The 17,050-nt window shown below is 67.4% G+C and carries 13 protein-coding genes (1 of these 13 cut by a window edge); 3 read left to right on the forward strand and 10 right to left on the reverse strand.

From position 1 onward, the window contains the following. Positions 1–999, forward strand: partial view of a benzoate/H(+) symporter BenE family transporter gene (locus ACCQ07_RS20870; RefSeq protein WP_029820608.1) — the 3' portion only. It extends 183 nt beyond the left edge of the window; 999 of the gene's 1,182 nt are visible here — the last part of the coding sequence; its start codon lies beyond the left edge, outside the window; its stop codon occupies positions 997–999. Between the two features lie 74 nt (positions 1,000–1,073). On the opposite strand, the gene bphP is transcribed toward ACCQ07_RS20870, so the two are convergent. The 6 genes from bphP to ACCQ07_RS20900 all read right to left on the reverse strand — a co-directional run bounded on the left by bphP (position 1,074) and on the right by ACCQ07_RS20900 (position 8,367). Continuing rightward, positions 1,074–2,978: a bacteriophytochrome BphP gene (gene bphP, locus ACCQ07_RS20875; RefSeq protein ID WP_071118347.1), complete on the reverse strand. Its 1,905-nt coding sequence runs from the start codon at positions 2,976–2,978 to the stop codon at positions 1,074–1,076. Next, positions 2,975–3,568, reverse strand: a complete 594-nt coding sequence (locus tag ACCQ07_RS20880; RefSeq protein WP_008573226.1) for a biliverdin-producing heme oxygenase — start codon at positions 3,566–3,568, stop codon at positions 2,975–2,977. Before ACCQ07_RS20880 ends, bphP begins: the two co-directional genes overlap by 4 nt. Before the next feature lie 99 nt (positions 3,569–3,667). Then, positions 3,668–4,933, reverse strand: coding sequence for a TCR/Tet family MFS transporter (locus ACCQ07_RS20885; protein WP_029820605.1), 1,266 nt, complete (start codon positions 4,931–4,933; stop codon positions 3,668–3,670). Between the two features lie 320 nt (positions 4,934–5,253). Further along, entirely contained in the window at positions 5,254–7,416 is a 2,163-nt protein-coding gene (locus tag ACCQ07_RS20890; protein ID WP_372363632.1) for a lytic murein transglycosylase, read from the reverse strand. A gap of 173 nt (positions 7,417–7,589) precedes the next feature. Next, positions 7,590–7,796: a hypothetical protein gene (locus tag ACCQ07_RS20895; RefSeq protein ID WP_031425161.1), complete on the reverse strand. Its 207-nt coding sequence runs from the start codon at positions 7,794–7,796 to the stop codon at positions 7,590–7,592. Between the two features lie 184 nt (positions 7,797–7,980). Continuing rightward, complete coding sequence (locus tag ACCQ07_RS20900) at positions 7,981–8,367, reverse strand: YchJ family protein (RefSeq protein WP_081711182.1); 387 nt, start codon at positions 8,365–8,367, stop codon at positions 7,981–7,983. Between the two features lie 96 nt (positions 8,368–8,463). Between ACCQ07_RS20900 and ACCQ07_RS20905 the strand changes: the two genes are divergently transcribed. Then, entirely contained in the window at positions 8,464–9,273 is an 810-nt protein-coding gene (locus tag ACCQ07_RS20905; protein WP_218505902.1) for a sulfite exporter TauE/SafE family protein, read from the forward strand. A 47-nt stretch (positions 9,274–9,320) separates the two neighbouring features. Here ACCQ07_RS20905 and ACCQ07_RS20910 read toward each other — a convergent pair whose 3' ends face one another. The 4 genes from ACCQ07_RS20910 to folE form a co-directional block, all read right to left on the reverse strand. Then, positions 9,321–13,349: an SbcC/MukB-like Walker B domain-containing protein gene (locus ACCQ07_RS20910; RefSeq protein ID WP_372164727.1), complete on the reverse strand. Its 4,029-nt coding sequence runs from the start codon at positions 13,347–13,349 to the stop codon at positions 9,321–9,323. A gap of 275 nt (positions 13,350–13,624) precedes the next feature. Beyond that, positions 13,625–14,326 (reverse strand): DUF4194 domain-containing protein, encoded by a 702-nt coding sequence (locus tag ACCQ07_RS20915; RefSeq protein ID WP_008574660.1) that lies wholly within the window; start codon positions 14,324–14,326, stop codon positions 13,625–13,627. Beyond that, positions 14,313–15,782 (reverse strand): DUF3375 domain-containing protein, encoded by a 1,470-nt coding sequence (locus ACCQ07_RS20920; protein WP_029820599.1) that lies wholly within the window; start codon positions 15,780–15,782, stop codon positions 14,313–14,315. Before ACCQ07_RS20920 ends, ACCQ07_RS20915 begins: the two co-directional genes overlap by 14 nt. 19 nt (positions 15,783–15,801) lie before the next feature. Further along, a complete protein-coding gene (folE, locus tag ACCQ07_RS20925) occupies positions 15,802–16,404 on the reverse strand; it encodes a GTP cyclohydrolase I FolE (RefSeq protein ID WP_008574657.1) in 603 nt (200 codons plus the stop codon). A 130-nt stretch (positions 16,405–16,534) separates the two neighbouring features. Between folE and ACCQ07_RS20930 the strand changes: the two genes are divergently transcribed. Next, entirely contained in the window at positions 16,535–16,987 is a 453-nt protein-coding gene (locus ACCQ07_RS20930; protein ID WP_008574655.1) for a MarR family winged helix-turn-helix transcriptional regulator, read from the forward strand. Positions 16,988–17,050: the final 63 nt, after the last annotated feature.

Consider the following 17,050-nt stretch of genomic DNA (forward strand, 5'->3'; position numbering starts at 1 on the left):
ACGTGTATCGGCTTGTCGCTGCGCTACCGCGTGCCGGTGGTCACGGCCTGGTCCACGCCGGGCGCGGCGATGCTGATCGGCAGTGCAGCCGGAGTGCCGTTAGGCGAAGCGGTCGGTGCATTTGTGGTGGCCGCGGTGTTGGGGATGGTGGCCGGGTTTTCGGGATTGTTCGAACGCGCGATCCGGCGGATTCCGGTCTCGCTTGCCTCCGGGATGCTGGCCGGCGTGTTGTTGCGCTTCGGCCTGGACATCTTTGTGGCGATGCAGAGCCAGCTGTTGCTGGCGCTGGCGATGTTGGCGACCTACCTGGGCGGGCGGCGCTGGTTCGCGCGCTATGCGGTGATTGCGACCTTGTTGGTGGGTATTGCGATGGCTGCCAGCGGCGGGCTGCTGCGGTTGGAGGCGGTGCAGTTGCAACTGGCCCACCCGGTGCTGGTAGTGCCGTCGCTATCGTGGGCGGCGCTGTTCGGCCTGGCGATTCCGTTGTTCGTGGTGACCATGGCCTCGCAGAACGTGCCGGGCGTGGCTGTGATCCGGGCGTCCGGCTATGCGGTGCCGATCTCACCGACGGTCGGCTGGATCGGTGCGGTCAATGCGGTGCTGGCGCCGTTCGGTGGCTTTGCGTTGAATCTGGCGGCGATTACGGCGGCGATCTGCATGGGTCGCGAAGCGCATGAAGATCCGGCGCGGCGCTACACCGCTGCGGTCAGCGCGGGCGTGTTCTACCTGCTGGTCGGGTTGTTCGGTGCGACCGTGGCAGCGGTGTTTGCGGCCTTCCCGCGTGAACTGGTGATGGCCATTGCCGGGATCGCGCTGCTAGGCACCATCGGCAATAGCCTGGCGGCGGCATTGCGCGAGGACAGCGAACGCGAAGCGGCGTTGATCACCTTTCTGGTCACCGCCTCCGGGCTGACGCTGGTCGGGATCGGCGCGGCGTTCTGGGGCCTGGTGGCCGGAACGATCACATTGCTGGCATTGCGGACGAAGCCAGCGCCTTAGCGTGCGTGCCCGCTGATGGAGCACCAAGTGCGGCAGACGCATGCGCTGGCCGCCTGCCGGTGATCGCAGCGCTCTTACTCCGGGTCGCGCAACTGCAGCAGCCAGTGCGCAGTGACGCCGCTGGGGCTGGGCAAGGGTTCGAGATGGAACTGGCGATACACCGGTGCACCATCGCGGGTGCGCAGCGGCAAGGTGACATAGGCGGCGCGACCCAGGCGTAGCGCCTCTTCGAACAGTTCGACCTTGCCACGTGCGGCATCGTCGGCCAGCAAAGCGAGGATGTCGCAACCGATCAACTCGGCCACTTCGGTCTGGCTGAGTTCGGCGAACGCCGGGTTGACGAACATCAGCCGGTGCGCGGCGCCCTTGGCACCGCGTTCGATGATGGCCACTCCGTCGCGCAGCCGCGACAGCGAGGCTTCGAGCAGGGTGAAATCCTGCTGGAAGCGCTTGCGTTCCATCAGTTCGATCAGCACACGCAGGCTGCGCGCCGATTCCAGATGCAGCGGCGACCAGCGCCGTGCGCGGCCGCGCACGGTCTGCTGCCACAGATCGAAACTCTTGCGTGGCGACAGCCGCGAGTTGGGGATGTCCTGCAGCTTGGCCAGCTGCGGGTTGCCGGCCCATTTGACCTGCTGCACCTGCTCGCGGCGGGTCCACAACAGGGCGCTACGCGATTGCGGCATCAGCGGCACGAAGATGAAGCCGGCGGCCAGCGGAGCGAGGTCGGCCAGCTCAGGGAACACCTCGCCGATGGCGTCCACATGCAGGGCACCGACCGCATCCTCGCGCAGGGCGTCGTGATGCTCGGATTCGATGTGGTCGCGGATGCGGCGCAACGCCTCTGCATCCGGCACGCTGCCATGACGGCTGATTTCGTTGCCGTGGAAGATTGCCACGCCATCGGCGTCGACCACGTCCATCAGGTCCGGGGCCATGTCGGCGAGCATGTCCACGGTCAGGTGCTCGGCGTCGTTGAAGTCGGTGATCAGCTTTTCGCGGATGGTGAGCAGCACCGACTCCAGCCGCGCCCGCCCCACCGCCTGTAGCGCGCCGATGCGCCCGGCCAGCGCGCGGGTCACCGCATCGGTGGCATCGCGCATGGCATGGCTGGTGAAGTGCGGGCTGTAGTGGTGACAGGAAATCAGCCCCCAGAGCGCATCGTTGACCACGATCGAGGACACGAGGGTGGCGCTGACGCCCATGTTGGCCAGGTATTCCAAGTGCACCGGCGAGACGCTGCGCAGGCTGACATCGCTCAGATCCACCGGGGTGCCCAGGCGCGGATGCAAGGTGGGCTGGATCGGCGACGGCTGGTACCGCACATCGGCGATCTGGCGCACGCGGTTGCGCAGGTACAGCGCGCGTGCCTGCGCCGGGATGTCGCTGGCCGGGTAATGCAGGCCCAGATAGGCTTCCAGTTCGGGCTGGCGCGCTTCGGCGATGACGTCGCCATTCCACTCTTCGTCGAAGCGATAGACCATCACCCGGTCGAAGCCGATCATGCTGCGCAGGCCCTTGGCCGCGCGCACCGCCGCCTCGTTGATGCCCGCATCGCGCTCGATGCTGCGCAACAGCGGCAGCGCTTCGCGCAGGGTGACATCCATCAGGCGCGCGTCGCGCGGCTCGATTTCAATCAGCCATTGCTCCGGATATAGATGCCAGGCGGCCACCCAGGGATGATCGGTCGGCGCGCTGCGCTGCGGGAAGCGCACATCGGCGTGCAGCAGGTGCTGCGGTTGATCGTCTACTGCAAATGGTTGCGCATCGGGCAGTTCCAGCACCTGGGTGTACGGCATGCCCAGCAGGGCATCCATCGGCACGCCGAGCAGATCGGCGGCGGTGCTGCTGGCCTGCACGATGCGGCCATCGGCCGGTTCGATCACCAGCAACACGCCGTAAGGCTGGATCAGGCCGGGAATATGGATCGGTTCCCGCGCGCAGACATCCATATCCAGAGGTTCGGTGGACTGATTCACGGCTGTGGCTCCGCTGCGAGGCAGGTATGGAAGTGGGCGAACATGGCCTGCGCGCCGTCGATGGCGGCGTCGCGTGCGGATGGGGTGGCCAGGCGTCGGTCCAGCGCTGCCTGGAAGCGGCGCCAGCCGGCCGGGTCGTCGTCGGCCATCTCGAAATAGCGCAGGGCGCCGGCCAGCGCGGGCTGCTGCTTGCGCACGCTGCGTGCGATCACCCGTCCACCGAGCTGCGAGCCTTCGATGACGTACAACATGCCCCAGCGCGCGGCATCGTCGGCAGTGGCGGGCAGTGCGGCCGGCAGATCCGGTTGCTGGCCGAGCGCGCGCAGGTCATCGCGCAGTGCCGGCACCCGACGGCGGTAATGCCAGCCGTTGCCGACCAGGGTGGCCAGCCAGTTGCCGAGTTGCGCTTCGAAGCCGCTCAGCAAGGCATGGTGGCGGCGCAGGATCTGCACATAGGCGGCCGAATCGACCCGCCCCTGCGCTAACGCCTGCATCAGCGGCACTGCTTCGACCAGGCGATGGGCATCCTGGGTGGCGTGGCGCAGTGCGAGCGCAGCCGATGGCGGAACTGCCAGGACGTCGGAAACCATAGGAGCTCAAAGCGGTGCCGCGGCACGAAGGACACCAGCCTAGCAGTGCCTGCGCAAATCAGAAAAAGCAGACGCGAGCGCAAGCTGAATAGGTTGGCTTCACGGCTGCGCCGCGGGGCTGGTGCCGGCGCCGCGCGCAGCCCGTTTCCAGGCCATGCCCCAGCCTGCGGCCAGCAGCACAGCGGCCAGCAACCACGGCGCGCCCGGCAGATGCAGCGGTGCACCGCTGCCGATGAACCAGGCGAAGACATTGGCGAACAACAATGGACCGGCGATACCGGCCAGGCTGACCAGGCCGGTGAGCGCGCCCTGCACGCGACCTTGCGCGTCGGCGCCGACCTCACGGGTGATCAGGGCCTGCGCGGACGGTGCGGCGATGGCCCACAACGCACTGATCGGCACACCGATCAGGAAGGCAGTGCCGCTGTCGGCCAGCCCATAGATGATGAAGCCGATCACCCCGCAGCCCAGCCCCAGCAGCAACGCGCGGCGTTCGCCGAGCCGGCGCACCAGGCGGCCGACCAGCAACGCATTGACGATGATGCTGCAGACACCGACCCCGGCCAGCACCCAGCTCACTTCGCGCGGGCCCCAATGGTATTGGTAGCCGGCGAACAGCACGAAAATGCTGGGATAGACGTAGTGCGCCAAGTTGGCCAGGAACACCACCGACGCCAGGCCGAACACCTGCGGGTAGCGGCGCAGCAGCTTGAGCGCGCCCAGCGGATTGGCGTGCGACCAGTCCAGCCGCGCGGTACGACGTTCGGCGGGCAGCGATTCGGGCAGCACGAACCAGCCATACAGCACGTTCAACAGGGCAAGCCCGGCAGCAAACCAGAACGGCCAGCGCAACCCGATGCTGCCCAGCCAACCGCCGATCAACGGGCCGGCGACAAAGCCGATGCCGAAGGCGGCACCGAGCATGCCGAATGCGCCGGCGCGTTTGTCCGGTGGGGTGACATCGGCGATGTAGGCATTGGCGGTGGAGAAGCTGGCCGAGCACACGCCGGAGATGACCCGTGCCAGCAGCAGCATCGGCAGGCTGTGGGCAATGGCCATCAGGATGAAGTCCAGGCCCAGGCCCAGGCACGAGAGCAGGATCACCGGGCGGCGACCGAAGCGATCGGAGAGCGCGCCCTGCAATGGCGAGCAGACGAACTGGATGGCAGCGAACAGGAAACCGAACCAGCCGATCCAGCCGGCGGCCACCACGTAGTCGCCGCCGGTGAAGTGGCGCACCAGATCCGGAAGTACCGGAATGATCACCCCGAAGGACAGCACGTCGATCAGGACGGTGATGAAGATGAAGATCAGCGCGGCGCGGCGGCGCCCGGGGACGGGAGCGGAATCGGGAGAGAGGGACATCGCGCGGCGCAGTTGGGCGAAGCGGCGAGTGTAGCGGTGGATTGAATGGTGGGGTTGGGGTGGGCTGTCGTCTGATGCGCCCGAGGTCCCCTCTACTGAAAGCCCCTCTCCTGCGGGAGAGGGGTTGGGTGAGGTACGGGGCGAAGCGACATGTGCGCTCGGCCTCCACCAGGCTTCGTTCGTACCCTCATCCGCCCCTTCGGGCACCTTCTCCCCCATAGAGCAGGGCAATGTTCCGGTGGAAGAAGCGAGTCGTTGCTGCTGCTTTCGTATTCTGAAAACAGCGTGGGCTTTGCCCGATCGGGAGGCGATTGTTGCGCTTACTCGACGCTGATGGTCTGGGTCAGGGTGTGGCTGGCGCCGGGAGCGAGTTCGATCACGTCCGGGCCGGCATTGGCCGCTTCCAGGCAGACGTAGTCGCGCCAGCCCTCGCCCACGTCGGCCATCTGCCTGCCGGCCTCTTGGCCCGGGTTCCAGGCCACCAGCGAGCGGCTGCCTTCGGTAGCGATGACGATGCGGCGGCCGAGCACCGGGTCGGTGAGCGTGTAGCGGCCGCCGGCATTGGTGTAGATGCGGTCGCTGCGGCCGGGGTCGCGTGGGTCGCGCAGGCTCCAGTCGCCTTGCTGGCGGTGAACGGTGGCGTAGTTCTCGTACTTATCGAGATAGTCCAGGCCGTCCAGGCCCTGCACGCTGACCTTGAGCGCGTCGCCGACACGGAAATAGTTGTGCAGCGCCTGGGTGAAACGCACCGGGGCGGCGCTGGTGTTTTCGGTGATCAGGCGTTGCTCCAGCGTGCGGCCGATGCGCAGGGTCATGCGCAGGCGCAGCGCCAGGTCGTCGAAACGCGGCGGGGTGAGCGTGAGCACCACGGTGCCGTCGTCTTCGCGGCGGCTTTCGGTGAGTTGCCAGGCCACGGTGCGCACGAAGCCGTGGGCGGGGACGTCGCCGGTCTGGTCCTGGCGGCCGAAATACGGCCAGCACACCGGCGCGCCGCCGCGGATCGGGGTAGGCGGTTGCTTGGCAATGGGCGAGAGCCACATCACGTCCTGTCCGCCCTTGGGCACGAACGAGAGCAACTGACCGCCGAACAGGCTGATGGCGGCGGTGGAGAACGGGGTGTCGATCAGCAGCGACGGAAACCCGTGGAAATCGCCTGTGGTCAGGCCGGTGGTGTCGGACATGGGGGATGCCTTGTGGACGCTGGGGGAGTGGGCGAAGGCCGGGTATGCGGCCGGCAGCTTGAACGCGGTGGCGCGCATGGCGGTGGCGCCGGTAACTGGCGGGGCGGCGCGCAGGGCGGTGAGGATGCGTTGGCCGGGGCGGCCGTCGGCCGGTTGCAGGCCCAGGCGGGTCTGCTCGACCTGGATGGCGCGGCGGGTGGCACTGCCGACCATGCCGTCGGCCTCGCCGATCTGGTAGCCACGGGCGAGCAGCAACTGCTGCAGTTCGCGCCGTTCGGGCCGGCCCAGGCCGGGATCGTCGGTGGGCCAGGCCGCGATCAGGCCGGGGCCGCCACGCAGGCGATCGGCGAGCAGGGCGATGGACAGTGCGTAACTTTCGGCGGCGTTGTAGGCATAGATCGCGTCGTAGTTGCCAAACACCAGGAACGCCGGGCCAGTGGCGCCGGCCGGCAGCAGCAAGGCGGCCGGCGTTTCTGCCGGCAGTCCGGTCGGTGCCAGCGGTGTGCCGTCGGTGCCGAGCAGGCCGGCGCGTTGCCAGGCCTGCAGCGGCTGGCGGCGGGTGCGCCCGGCCTTGCTGGCGTCGAAGCCCCGCGGCAGGGTGACTTCCATGCCCCACGGACGGGCACGTTCCCAGCCGGCCTTGACCAGGTAGTTGGCGGTGGAGGCCAGTGCATCGGGAATGCTGGTCACCAGATCGCGGCGGCCGTCGCCGTCGCCATCCACGGCGATGCGGGCGTAGGTGGAGGGCATGAACTGGGTTTGCCCGAACGCACCGGCCCAGGAGCCGGTGAGTCCGTCCGCCGACAGATCGCCTTGCTGCAGCAGGCTGAGCAAGGCGAGGAATTCGCCGCGAAAGAACGGCTGGCGGCGGCCTGCGCACGACAGCGTGGCCAGCGACACCAGCAGCGGGCGCTTGCCGGTGACACGGCCGTAATCGCTCTCCACGCCCCACACCGCCACGATGGTGGCCGGGTCCACGCCGGTCTGTTCGGACAGGCGGGCAAGCAGCTCGCGGTGGGTAACCAGCACGGCCTGGCCGTCGCTGACACGCTGGCTGTCGACCAGGCTGGTCAGGTAATCCCAGATGGGCGTGGTGAATTCGGGCTGCGCATCCAGCAGCGGCAGCACGCTGGGATCGGGCGCCAGCCCGGCGGTGAAGCGCTGAAAGCTGGCAGCGTCCACGCCCTTGGCAGCGGCCTGGGACTGCAGGCCAGCCAGGCAGCGGTCGAAGGCCGGATCGGCAGAGGCTGCCAGCGGCAGCAGTCCCAACACGAACGGCAATGCACGCCGGGCCAGCGTCATGGCGCGATGGCCGGCGGGTGGACAGACGTCATGCGGTGAGGTGCTCCTGCGCGGCAAGTCGAGCCGCCGAGCATAGCCAACCTGGAGGTCACAAGCGTGCAGAGGGCGATACGTGAGGCGTCCCTGGGTGGGGCCGGCGGCTCGGTGCGAGCGAGAGGCCGCCGGCCCGACGCTCAGCTGCCGTCGCCGGTGATCCCGGTCAGCATCGACAGGGCCGGCGCGGATGGGGCGTTGTCGGTCACTCGGCGGGGGCGGGCATGGCGCGGCGCATCGTGGCGCGGGCCGAAGCGAATCAGTGCGGTCGCCACGCACGCCGGCAGCACGATCGCGAACACGACCGCCGCCAGAAGCACCCACTGCCAGAGATTGAAGGTTGCCATGATCCAAGTCCCCCCGCGGCGGAGTTCGCCTGCGCGGCAAGCTTCGGCGATCGGCTGCGAACGCGGCGTCGACAAATGGCGGGCGTGAAGACCGTTCGTCGGGCTGAACAGGCCTGGCGGGCGGTGCATCGAGGGGCGCAGTTGGTGGCGACGTCGGGCTGGGGTGGGACGGTGGGCGTGGGTCTCAGCGCGCGTCGAGGTAGTACCAGTGACCTGCCTCGCGCACGAAACGGCTGTGTTCGGTCATGCGGACTGCGCTGCCGCCACCGATGCGATAGCGCGCCAGGAAGACCACCTCGGCCGTCTCGGGGCCGGTCTCGAGGGTGCGCTGCACGCTCAGGCCAAGCCAGGTGGTGCGCCCGCCTTCGTCCAGCGACAGCGCGGCCGGGCGCGTGGACGGATGCCAGCTGGCCAGCAGGTACGCAGCATCGCGGCGCACGTAGGCGCTGTAGCGGGCGCGCATCAACGTCTCGGCGTCGGGCGCGGCGGCACCGGCGTGATACGGGCCGCAACAACGTGCGTAATCGGCCGGGCGGCCGCAGGGACAGGGGTCGGTGGGTGTGGTCGGCATGCGGGGATTGTGCGGGATGGGATTGGGGATTGGGGATTGCATTGCGAAGCGGGACGCGGGAGCGGCGGCTATGCTGTCGCCCCCGTTGCGCGGAGCGTGGTCTTGCTGGAACTGATTCCCACCGAATTGCCGTGGCTGCTGTGCATTGCGTTCGTGGCCGGGTTGGTGGATGCGGCGGTCGGCGGCGGCGGATTGATCCAGCTGCCGGGCCTGTTTGCCACGCTGCCGCAGCAGGCGCCGTCGCTGATTCTGGGCACCAACAAGTTCAGTGCGATGTTCGGCACCGCTGCGTCGGCGTGGCGATACGCGCGCACGGTGCGCTTTCCGTGGCGGCCGGTGCTGTATGCCACCGCGGCAGCGTTTACGTTCTCGTTCCTGGGCGCGACCGCCGTCAGCCTGATGCCCAGGCAGGCGGTGCGGCCGCTGATCCTGGTGCTGCTGATCGCGATGCTGATCTACACGCTGATCAGGAAGGACTTCGGCGCGCTGCATCGGCCACGTCAGATCGGCCGGCGCGAACTGGCCACCGCGTTGGCGATGGGAGCGGCGATCGGCTTCTACGACGGGTTCTTCGGCCCGGGTACGGGCAGCTTCCTGATCTTCCTGTTCATTCGCTTTTTCGGGCTGGATTTCCTGCGCGCCTCGGCGGCGGCGAAGGTGGTCAACCTGGCCACCAACCTTGCGGCGCTGTCGTTCTTCTTGCCCAGCGGGCAGGTGATGTTGGCGATCGGCCTGCCGATGGCGGCGGCGAACGTGGCTGGCGCGGTGGCCGGCACACGGATGGCGTTACGTGGCGGCACGCCATTGATCCGCAAATTGTTCCTGGTGCTGGTGATCGTGCTGATCGGCAAGATGGGCTGGGATCTGCTGCACTCATCACTGGCACCCGCTGCCAACGCAGCGTAGTCGAACCGGCGACGCCACCTGCAGATGGCGTCGCCCGTGGATTGTCTTCAGCGCTTGCCGCGCGCCTGCGGGGCGTTCGCCTTAGCGGCACGCTTTTTGGCCGGCGACGGTTTCGCTGCCGCACGTGATGAAGATGTCTTGCCGGCACCACGCGCTGGCTGACCAGTCGATGCAGCTGTTGCACGTGGCTTGGCTGCGGCAGTGTTTTTCACTGGCGCAGATGCAGCGGCGACCTTCCTGGATGTGGCGTTGGATGCGTTTGCGGCCGCAATCGGCTTGCCCGGCGTGTTTGAAGACGGAGTGGTCTTGCCCACGTTGGACCTGGCTCCTGAAGACACCGCCGACGCGTCCGCCGTGCGTTTGCCGGATGCCGGCATGTTGGCCACAGCTGGCGTGCGCGAAGTCGGTTTCTTGGTCTGCGTTGCGCGAGACTGTGCCGCAGCGCGCGTGGAAGATGCAGTCCTGGCGTTCTTGGCGGCCTTGTTCTGCTTGTTCGCCGTCGCGACGGCCGGCTTGCGCTGACCAGTCTGCGTTTCCGGCGCCGCGGACGAGGTCTCCTCCGCCGCAGGCGATGCCGTGCGCATCGGCACGCCGTCGGCTGCCATGCCATCTGCGCTGGTAGCGCCCTGCACGACTGCAGGCTCGCTCAACGCCGCGATCGACGGCGCTGCGCCAGCAGCATCGGCAGCTGCCGGCTCATCGCCACGCGAGCGCTCCGGCAGCTTCAATCGCTGTGCCTGCTCGTCGTATTCGATCAGCAACACGCCGGAGTTATGGCGGCCGCTGATTTCGACAAAACATGCGCCGCCGATGAAGGGCTCCAAGGTCATCACCGACTTCAACGGCGTGGCCACCACCATCTGGAAGCCGAAGTTCTCGAAGATGTTCATCGCCAGCGCGGTGAATTCGTTGTCGGCCTTGTCGAAGGCTTCGTCCAGCACCACCGCGCAGTAGCGCGGCAGTTCGCCGTCTTCGCCGCCAAGCTGGTAGCGCAGCGCGGCCGCCAGGCAGGTGGTTGCCAGTTTCTGGCGCTGACCGCCGGACTTGCCCGCGCCGCTGCGGTAGATCTCCACCTGCGCGCGCGTCTGCGCGTCCAGTTCCACACCGATGAACTCCACATGCAGGCGCACATCCAGCACCTGTTCGCGCCAGCGGCGTGCCTCCGGTTCCTGCGCACCCAGGCGCGCCACCAGCGCACGCAAGGTGGAAAACTGCGCTTCGGCCAGGGCGCGGTCTTCGGTCTGTTGATGCGACAGCACCGCGCGCAACTGCTGCTGGAATTCCTGCACCTCGGCCAGGCGACGGTCGCCGACCTCGATGGTCAGCACGGTGTCGCGATTGAACGGCACCTGCTCCAGGCTGGCGTTGACCTCGTCCATGCGCTGCTTGATGCCTTTGTGGGCTTCGGCGGTGTAACGCTGCAAGGCCAGCAGGTTGTTCTTGCTCTGAGTCTGCAACAGGTCGAAGAAACGATGCTCGTGACGCGGCAGGCCATCGCTTTCCAGCCGGTCCAGACGCGCGAGGAAATCGTCGGCGCTGGCAAGGCTCACGGTGAAATCGCCGCTGTCTTCGGGCCACTGCTGGCAATACTTGCGGAAGCATTCCAGCAACTGCGCGCTGAGCCGGCTGTCGCGGCCCTGGCTGTCGGCCAGCTGCTCGGCCAGGCCACGTTCGACCACGCGGAAATGCGCTTCCAGATTGTCCAGCGACAGCGGCGTCAATGCGGCAAGCCGTTCCCGCAAGCCCTGCAACTGGGTGGGCGTGAGCGTGGCGGAACCGGCGCGGCCCGCGCAGGCCGCATGCTGCTGTTCGAGCCGCACGCGTTCGCGCGCCAGTTGCGCGCGCTCCAGCCGCACATCTTCATAGGTGCGCTTGGCCTGGTCGCGCAGGGTCCGTGCGGTCTCGATGGCCTGGCCGAGCACGCGCAGGCCGCTGTTGCCTTCGCGCAGCTGCACCAATTGTTCGTCGATATCGCTCAGGCGCTGCAGCTTGGGGCCGACGTCGATCTCGTCCCAGTCGCGCTCCACCAAGGTGTGCGCAGCGAGTTGGCGTTCCTGGTCCTGCTCACGCTGCTTGCGCAGCGCTGCCACATCGGCATCGCAGCTGGCGATGCGCTGGGCCAGCGCCTGCGCTTCGCGCTCGAACACCTTGAGCTTGTCGCGGTTGTCGTGACCGAGCAGCCAACGCTTGCGATCGTTGACTGCGTGGCGGTCGTCCTTCTCATAGCGATCGCCAGGATGCTTGACCTGGCCCTCGCGGGTGATCGCGCGGTCGGCGTTGCGCAATGCTGCGGCATTGTCCACGCACGCGTAGTCGAAGCGACGGGTCAGTTCGTTGCGCAGCCATTCGGTAAAGGCGTGCTCGCGCAGCTGCAGCTTGCCGGGCAGCGCGCCGGGATCGACCCGCCGCGAATGCAGCTCGTCGTTGCGGCGCACACGGAAGTACACCAGGCGCGTGCCGATGTGGGTGCGGTTGACCCATTCGCTGACCTGCGCGTAATGCCGCTCGTCCACCAGCAGCGATTGCGCAAAGCCGTGCAGCACACGCTCGATCGCACCGCGCCAGGCCGTCTGGTCCTCGCGCACCTGCACCAGCTCGCCAACGAACGGCAGCGCGGCCTCGGCAATGCCGGTGTCTTCGCACAAGCGCGCGCGCAGGGCCTGCATCGGTGCGGGCATGCTCGATGGCGCGCGCTTCAGCGCATCCAGTTCGGCACGGATTTCGGCAAACCGGCGCTCGTCGTCGCGCCGCGCGCCCATGCGTTCGGCGATGGCCTCATCCAGCGCGCTGGCGTCATGCTTGCCGTTATCCAGCACGGTCTGCGCATGCGCGATCTGTGCGGCAAAGCCACTGGCGCCGGCCGCCAGGGCGGTGCCGAGCTGGCGGCAGGCCTGTTCGATCTGTGCACGGCGGCGCAGGCGTTCGTCGCGCTCGCGCTCGACGCGTGCGCGTTCGCGTTCCAGTTCCTCGATCTGCTCGCCACCGGCGGCGCGCTGTTCGCGCTCCAGGCCGGCCAGTTTTTGTTCGTGGTTATCCAGCGATTCGCGGCGCTGGCCTTCTTCGCCGGCCAGTCCACGGTCCTGGTTGTCGAGCTCCTGCAGCCGCTCCTCCAGCAAGGCCAGCCGCTGCTGCTCGCGGTAGCTGTCCACGCCCAGCTGCAGCTCGCGCAACTCGCCGACGCTGTGGCGCAGCGCCATCAGCGCCGCGTGGTGCTCGCGCGCAGGGGTCAGGGTTTCCACCTGGCGCCGGGCGGTGACCACCGCATGGTGCGCGCCATCGAGCTCGGCAAAATCTTCCACCAGCCGGTCGGCCGCTTCGAAGGTACGCGGCTCGTCCAGCATGAAGCCGCGCAGAAACGCATTGAGATCGCCCAGGTTCTTGGCCGACTGGGTCTTGTGCAACAGCCGCAGCGCCATCTCGTTGCCGATGCCCAGCGCATGCCGGAAACGTTCGGCGTAGCCGGCGAAGCCGTCGAAATGCGCAACGTCCTCACCCAATCGCGCCTTGAGCTTGCGCAGGTCAAGATCGAAGCCATCCAGCTCGGTCGCCACGTCGAAACGGCGTGGCGCGACCATGTAGTGACGCCGTACATCGGCCGCCGCGTTACCGCTGCCGGCGATCCAGAACAAGCGGATCAGGCTCACCGCCTCGCCGTGCGCATTTGCGTATTCCAGCACCAGCGCGGTCCAGGTGGCGCCCTTGCGCAGGTATTGGGTGGCGATTTCGCCGGACGCGCTGTCCTGCTGATCGGCCCACGCACCGCGCACATACGACACCAGACTCCGATCGCGCCCACTGCGCTCGGCTTCGCGCGCGGCGGCGTTGAAGTCGACGATGCTCGGCGGCGTCAGCAGTGCCGACATCGCATCCAGCAAGGTGGACTTGCCCGAGCCCGAACGCCCGACAAACAGGAAGCCCTTCTCCGCGATCGGCACTTCGGTCAGCCCGTTGAAGGTGCCCCAGTTGTGCACCTGCAAGCGCCGCATGCGGAACTGCTGCGCACGTTGCTCGGCGAGCGTCTCGGCAAACAAGGAGGCACCTGGTTGCGCTGGCGACAGATTGGACTGGGAATTCATAGCTCACTCATCAAAACGGGACGACGTGGAACGCGAAAAACCGGATGACGCATGGTGCCGCGCTGCTGTGTGGTGAGTTGCTGCGGCGCTGTTGCTGTCGATGCTGCGATTCCTATAACTGCCGTCGTCGCAGTAGATGCAACACATACGACATGTTCCCAAGCACCACGCCACAACGTCCCCTCATCGCCCTGCGGGCAGCTTCTTCCCGATGAAGGAGGACAATGTCCCGACGCGAGAACGGAAGCCGGCGCGCCGGCGCGGGAGAAGGAAAATTACTCAGCAGCTACATCCCCTTCCCGCAAACCGCGATACGCGACCACCAAGGCCTGCACATCCTCTGCCGAGAACAACAGCTTCAGCACCGGCGAGACTTCATAGCGCTCCTCGCTGCCGCGCAAGCGCGACAGCAACTGGTTGTCGCGCATCTTGCCGATGGCCGTCATCACCCGCCGCGCGAAGCCCGCCCGATCGGTGGACACGTTCTTCTCGTAGACCGACAACGCCTCCACCAACTGCGCTTCGTCCACCACCGCACGCTCGCCGCGCGTATCGGCCTCGGCCAGTTGCTGGCGCAGGAACAGCAGCAACACCGACTCGATGAACGTCAGCGGCGCGCTGCGCAGCAAGGTGGGCGATTCGAGCTCGGCGGTGTCGGCCTGGCGGGTGAAGGCCACCCCGCCCTCGCGGTCGAGCACCAGCTCCAGAAACAGCTCGCACAGCACCTGGCGGATCGCCACCTCGTTGCGCAACAACGCCGGCCACAGCGCGCCGTGCCGTTGCGCATCGATGCTGGGCCCTGCCAGCAACTGGCACAGCGCACGCCGCGCGTCGAACGGCAGCGTGCCGGTGTCGCCTAAAAACAGCTCGCCGCGCGGCTCGGCACTGGAGGCTTGCGTCATCGGCATGCGGTCGTCGATGGCCGACACCGCGGTGCTCTCGTCGGCGTCCGGGCCGGCGTCCTCAGACCAGTTCATTGCGTTTCTCCCGGGTAAACCACACCAAGGGAATGCGCGCGCGCCGCACGGCGCCGTCGCTGCCTTCCCATTGCACCGTTTCCATCTGTCCTTCGATCACCATGCCGTGGCGCGTGCCCAGCGACAGGTATCCGATCACGCTGCCCAGGCCCTGCACGGCCGGGCGTTGTTGCAAGGCGTCGCCGATGGTCAGCCGCGGGCGTTGGCCGAGCAGCTCATGCAGGTCGTTGCGCAGGCTGCGTACATCGATCTCCGATTGCGCGACCAGATCGCCCACGCTGTCCAGCGAGATCTCGGCCGCGTCGGCGGCCTGCACGCGTCCATCGACCTGGGTGAGCCGTGGATCGTGCAGCCGCCATTGCGACAGCGAGCGCAGGCGGCTGCTGCTGAGTGCCTGCGTATAGCCGGTGGCGGTGGTGGCGTGGAGGCTGTCGCGCAATTGCAAGGCTTCGCCCTGCGCCTGCTTGAGCAATTGATTGAGCCGGCGCTGTTCCAGATACCCACGGCTTTGCACGAACCCGCGCAGGCTGCGCGCGAAATGCTGCATCACCGTGTGCACCTCGCCGCCGCGTTCCAGCAGCGTGCCGGTCAGCCCGCGCAAGAAGGCGCGTTCGCGGCGATCGAGCTTGCGGGCAAACCCACGGGCAAGCAGCGCATCCAGCGCCTGGTCGAGCTGGCTGCTTTGCTGGGTGTCGTTGAGCAGACTCCAGAACGCCTCGAAGGTGCGCCCGGCTTCGCTGTCTGCAATCACATCCACGCCGTTGAACAATTGTTCGAGCACGTCGCCGCGCGCGCCTTCGTCGTCGATGATGCGCTCGCGGAATTGGCGGTTGAGCTGCTCGAAGTCGTCGCGCACGCGGTGGAAATCTTCGGCCAGCTCGTCAGAGAGATGGATCAGGTCGCGCGCGCGTTCCAGCGCGCGTTTGCCGTCCAGCGCCGCCACGCGGCCGGAGGCCACGCGTTCGATTTCGGCATCGATGCGCGCACGTTCATCGCGCAGCGCGGCCAGCCGGAGCTCTGGATCGGCCTCGGTCTGTCCGGCCAGCTGCACCAGTTGCTGGATCACCAGCGACAGGCGGCTTTCGGTGGCGCTGCTGCTGCTTTCGCGCAGGCCGGCGATGAAGCGGATGGCCTGGGTCGCGGCACGCGAGAGTTCGTATTCTTCTTCGGCTGCGCCTTCAGGCAGGCGGCGTTCCAGCCAGCCCTGTGCCAACCAATGCGCCAGATATGCCTGTGCGGTGCGCGGCAGTTCGCGCGAGAGCTCGTCGGCGCGCAAGGCGTCGAGCTGGCGCTGCAAACGTTCGTGCAACACGGCCGAAGGCAGGCGGCGTTCGCCATCCATCAGCACCGTCTGCAGCAGGCCGATCAGTTCGGGTGCGTGGTCGGCGGCGAGCAGTTTCCATACCGGCTGCTCGCGCAGTTGCCGATAACCGGCGATACGTGCCTGGTGCTTCATGGGCGCTGCCGCGACTGCCTCAACGCTTGCCGCCCACTTCGATGAACTGCAGGAATTCGGCGCGGGTGCGCGCATCTTCGCGGAAGGTGCCCAGCATCTTGGAGGTCACCATGCTGACGCCGCGCTTGTGGATGCCGCGGGTGGTCATGCACTCGTGCGCGCCTTCCACCACCACGCCCACGCCAAGCGGCTGCAGCACGTCCTGGATGCATTGGGCGATCTGCGCGGTCATCTTTTCCTGCACCTGGAAGCGGCGCGCGTAGCTTTCCACCACGCGGGCCAGCTTGCTGATGCCGACGACCTTGCCACGCGGCAGATAGCCCACGTGCACCTTGCCGATGATCGGCGCCATGTGGTGCTCGCAATGGCTTTCGTAGGAAATGTCGCGCAGCACGATCAACTCGTCGTAGCCGGCCACTTCCTCGAAGGTGCGTTCCAGGTATTCGCGCGGTTCTTCGCGGTAGCCGCTGAACCAGTCGCCGTAGGCTTCAGCCACCCGGCGCGGGGTGTCCAGCAGGCCCTCGCGCGTGGGATCTTCGCCCGCCCAGCGCAACAGGGTGCGCACGGCCTCTTCGGCCTGGGTCTGGGTGACGGAGGAATCGGGCTGGTTGGACTGGCTCATGCGCAGGTGCACCCAAAGGGGGCGTGCATGGTACCCGAGGACGGCCCGGCCGCCCCAGTGGCGGTTGCGCCAGCTTGCACATATTCAGTGACTATTGATTCATTTATGAATTGATAGCATCCTATCTATTATGAAACCTGCTCTTTCTCCACGCGCCCAGCTCAGTTCCGGTCTGCTGGTGGCTGCCCGTCAGTGGCAACGCTTGGCCGATCAGGCGTTTGCCGAGTTCGACCTGTCCAGCGCCTGCACCGGACCATTGCTGATGATCGGGCGCTCCGGCGGCGGCATCCGCCAGGTGGCGCTGGCCCAGCAACTGGGCATGGAAGGCCCCTCGTTGGTGCGTTTGCTGGACAAGTTGGCCGCGCAGGGCCTGCTGCGCCGCGAGGCCGACAGCAGCGACCGCCGCGCCAACCAGCTGTGGCTCACCGATGCAGGCCAGGCACTGGTCGGCCAGATCGAGATCCGCCTGGATGCACTGCGTGCGCAGGTGTTGGGCGCACTCAGCGACGCCGACGTGCAGGTGGTGCTGACCTTGTGGGAGCAGATCGCGCAGGCGCATGCGCGGCTGAGCCAGGCCGACTGAGTCGGCTGTCGGCGTCGCGCGCGACGCCCGTTGTGCCCTTTCCGATGCCCCGGCGCGCTGCGC

The organism is Xanthomonas sp. NCPPB 3583, assembly GCF_041475715.2.
Lineage (GTDB): Bacteria > Pseudomonadota > Gammaproteobacteria > Xanthomonadales > Xanthomonadaceae > Xanthomonas > Xanthomonas euvesicatoria.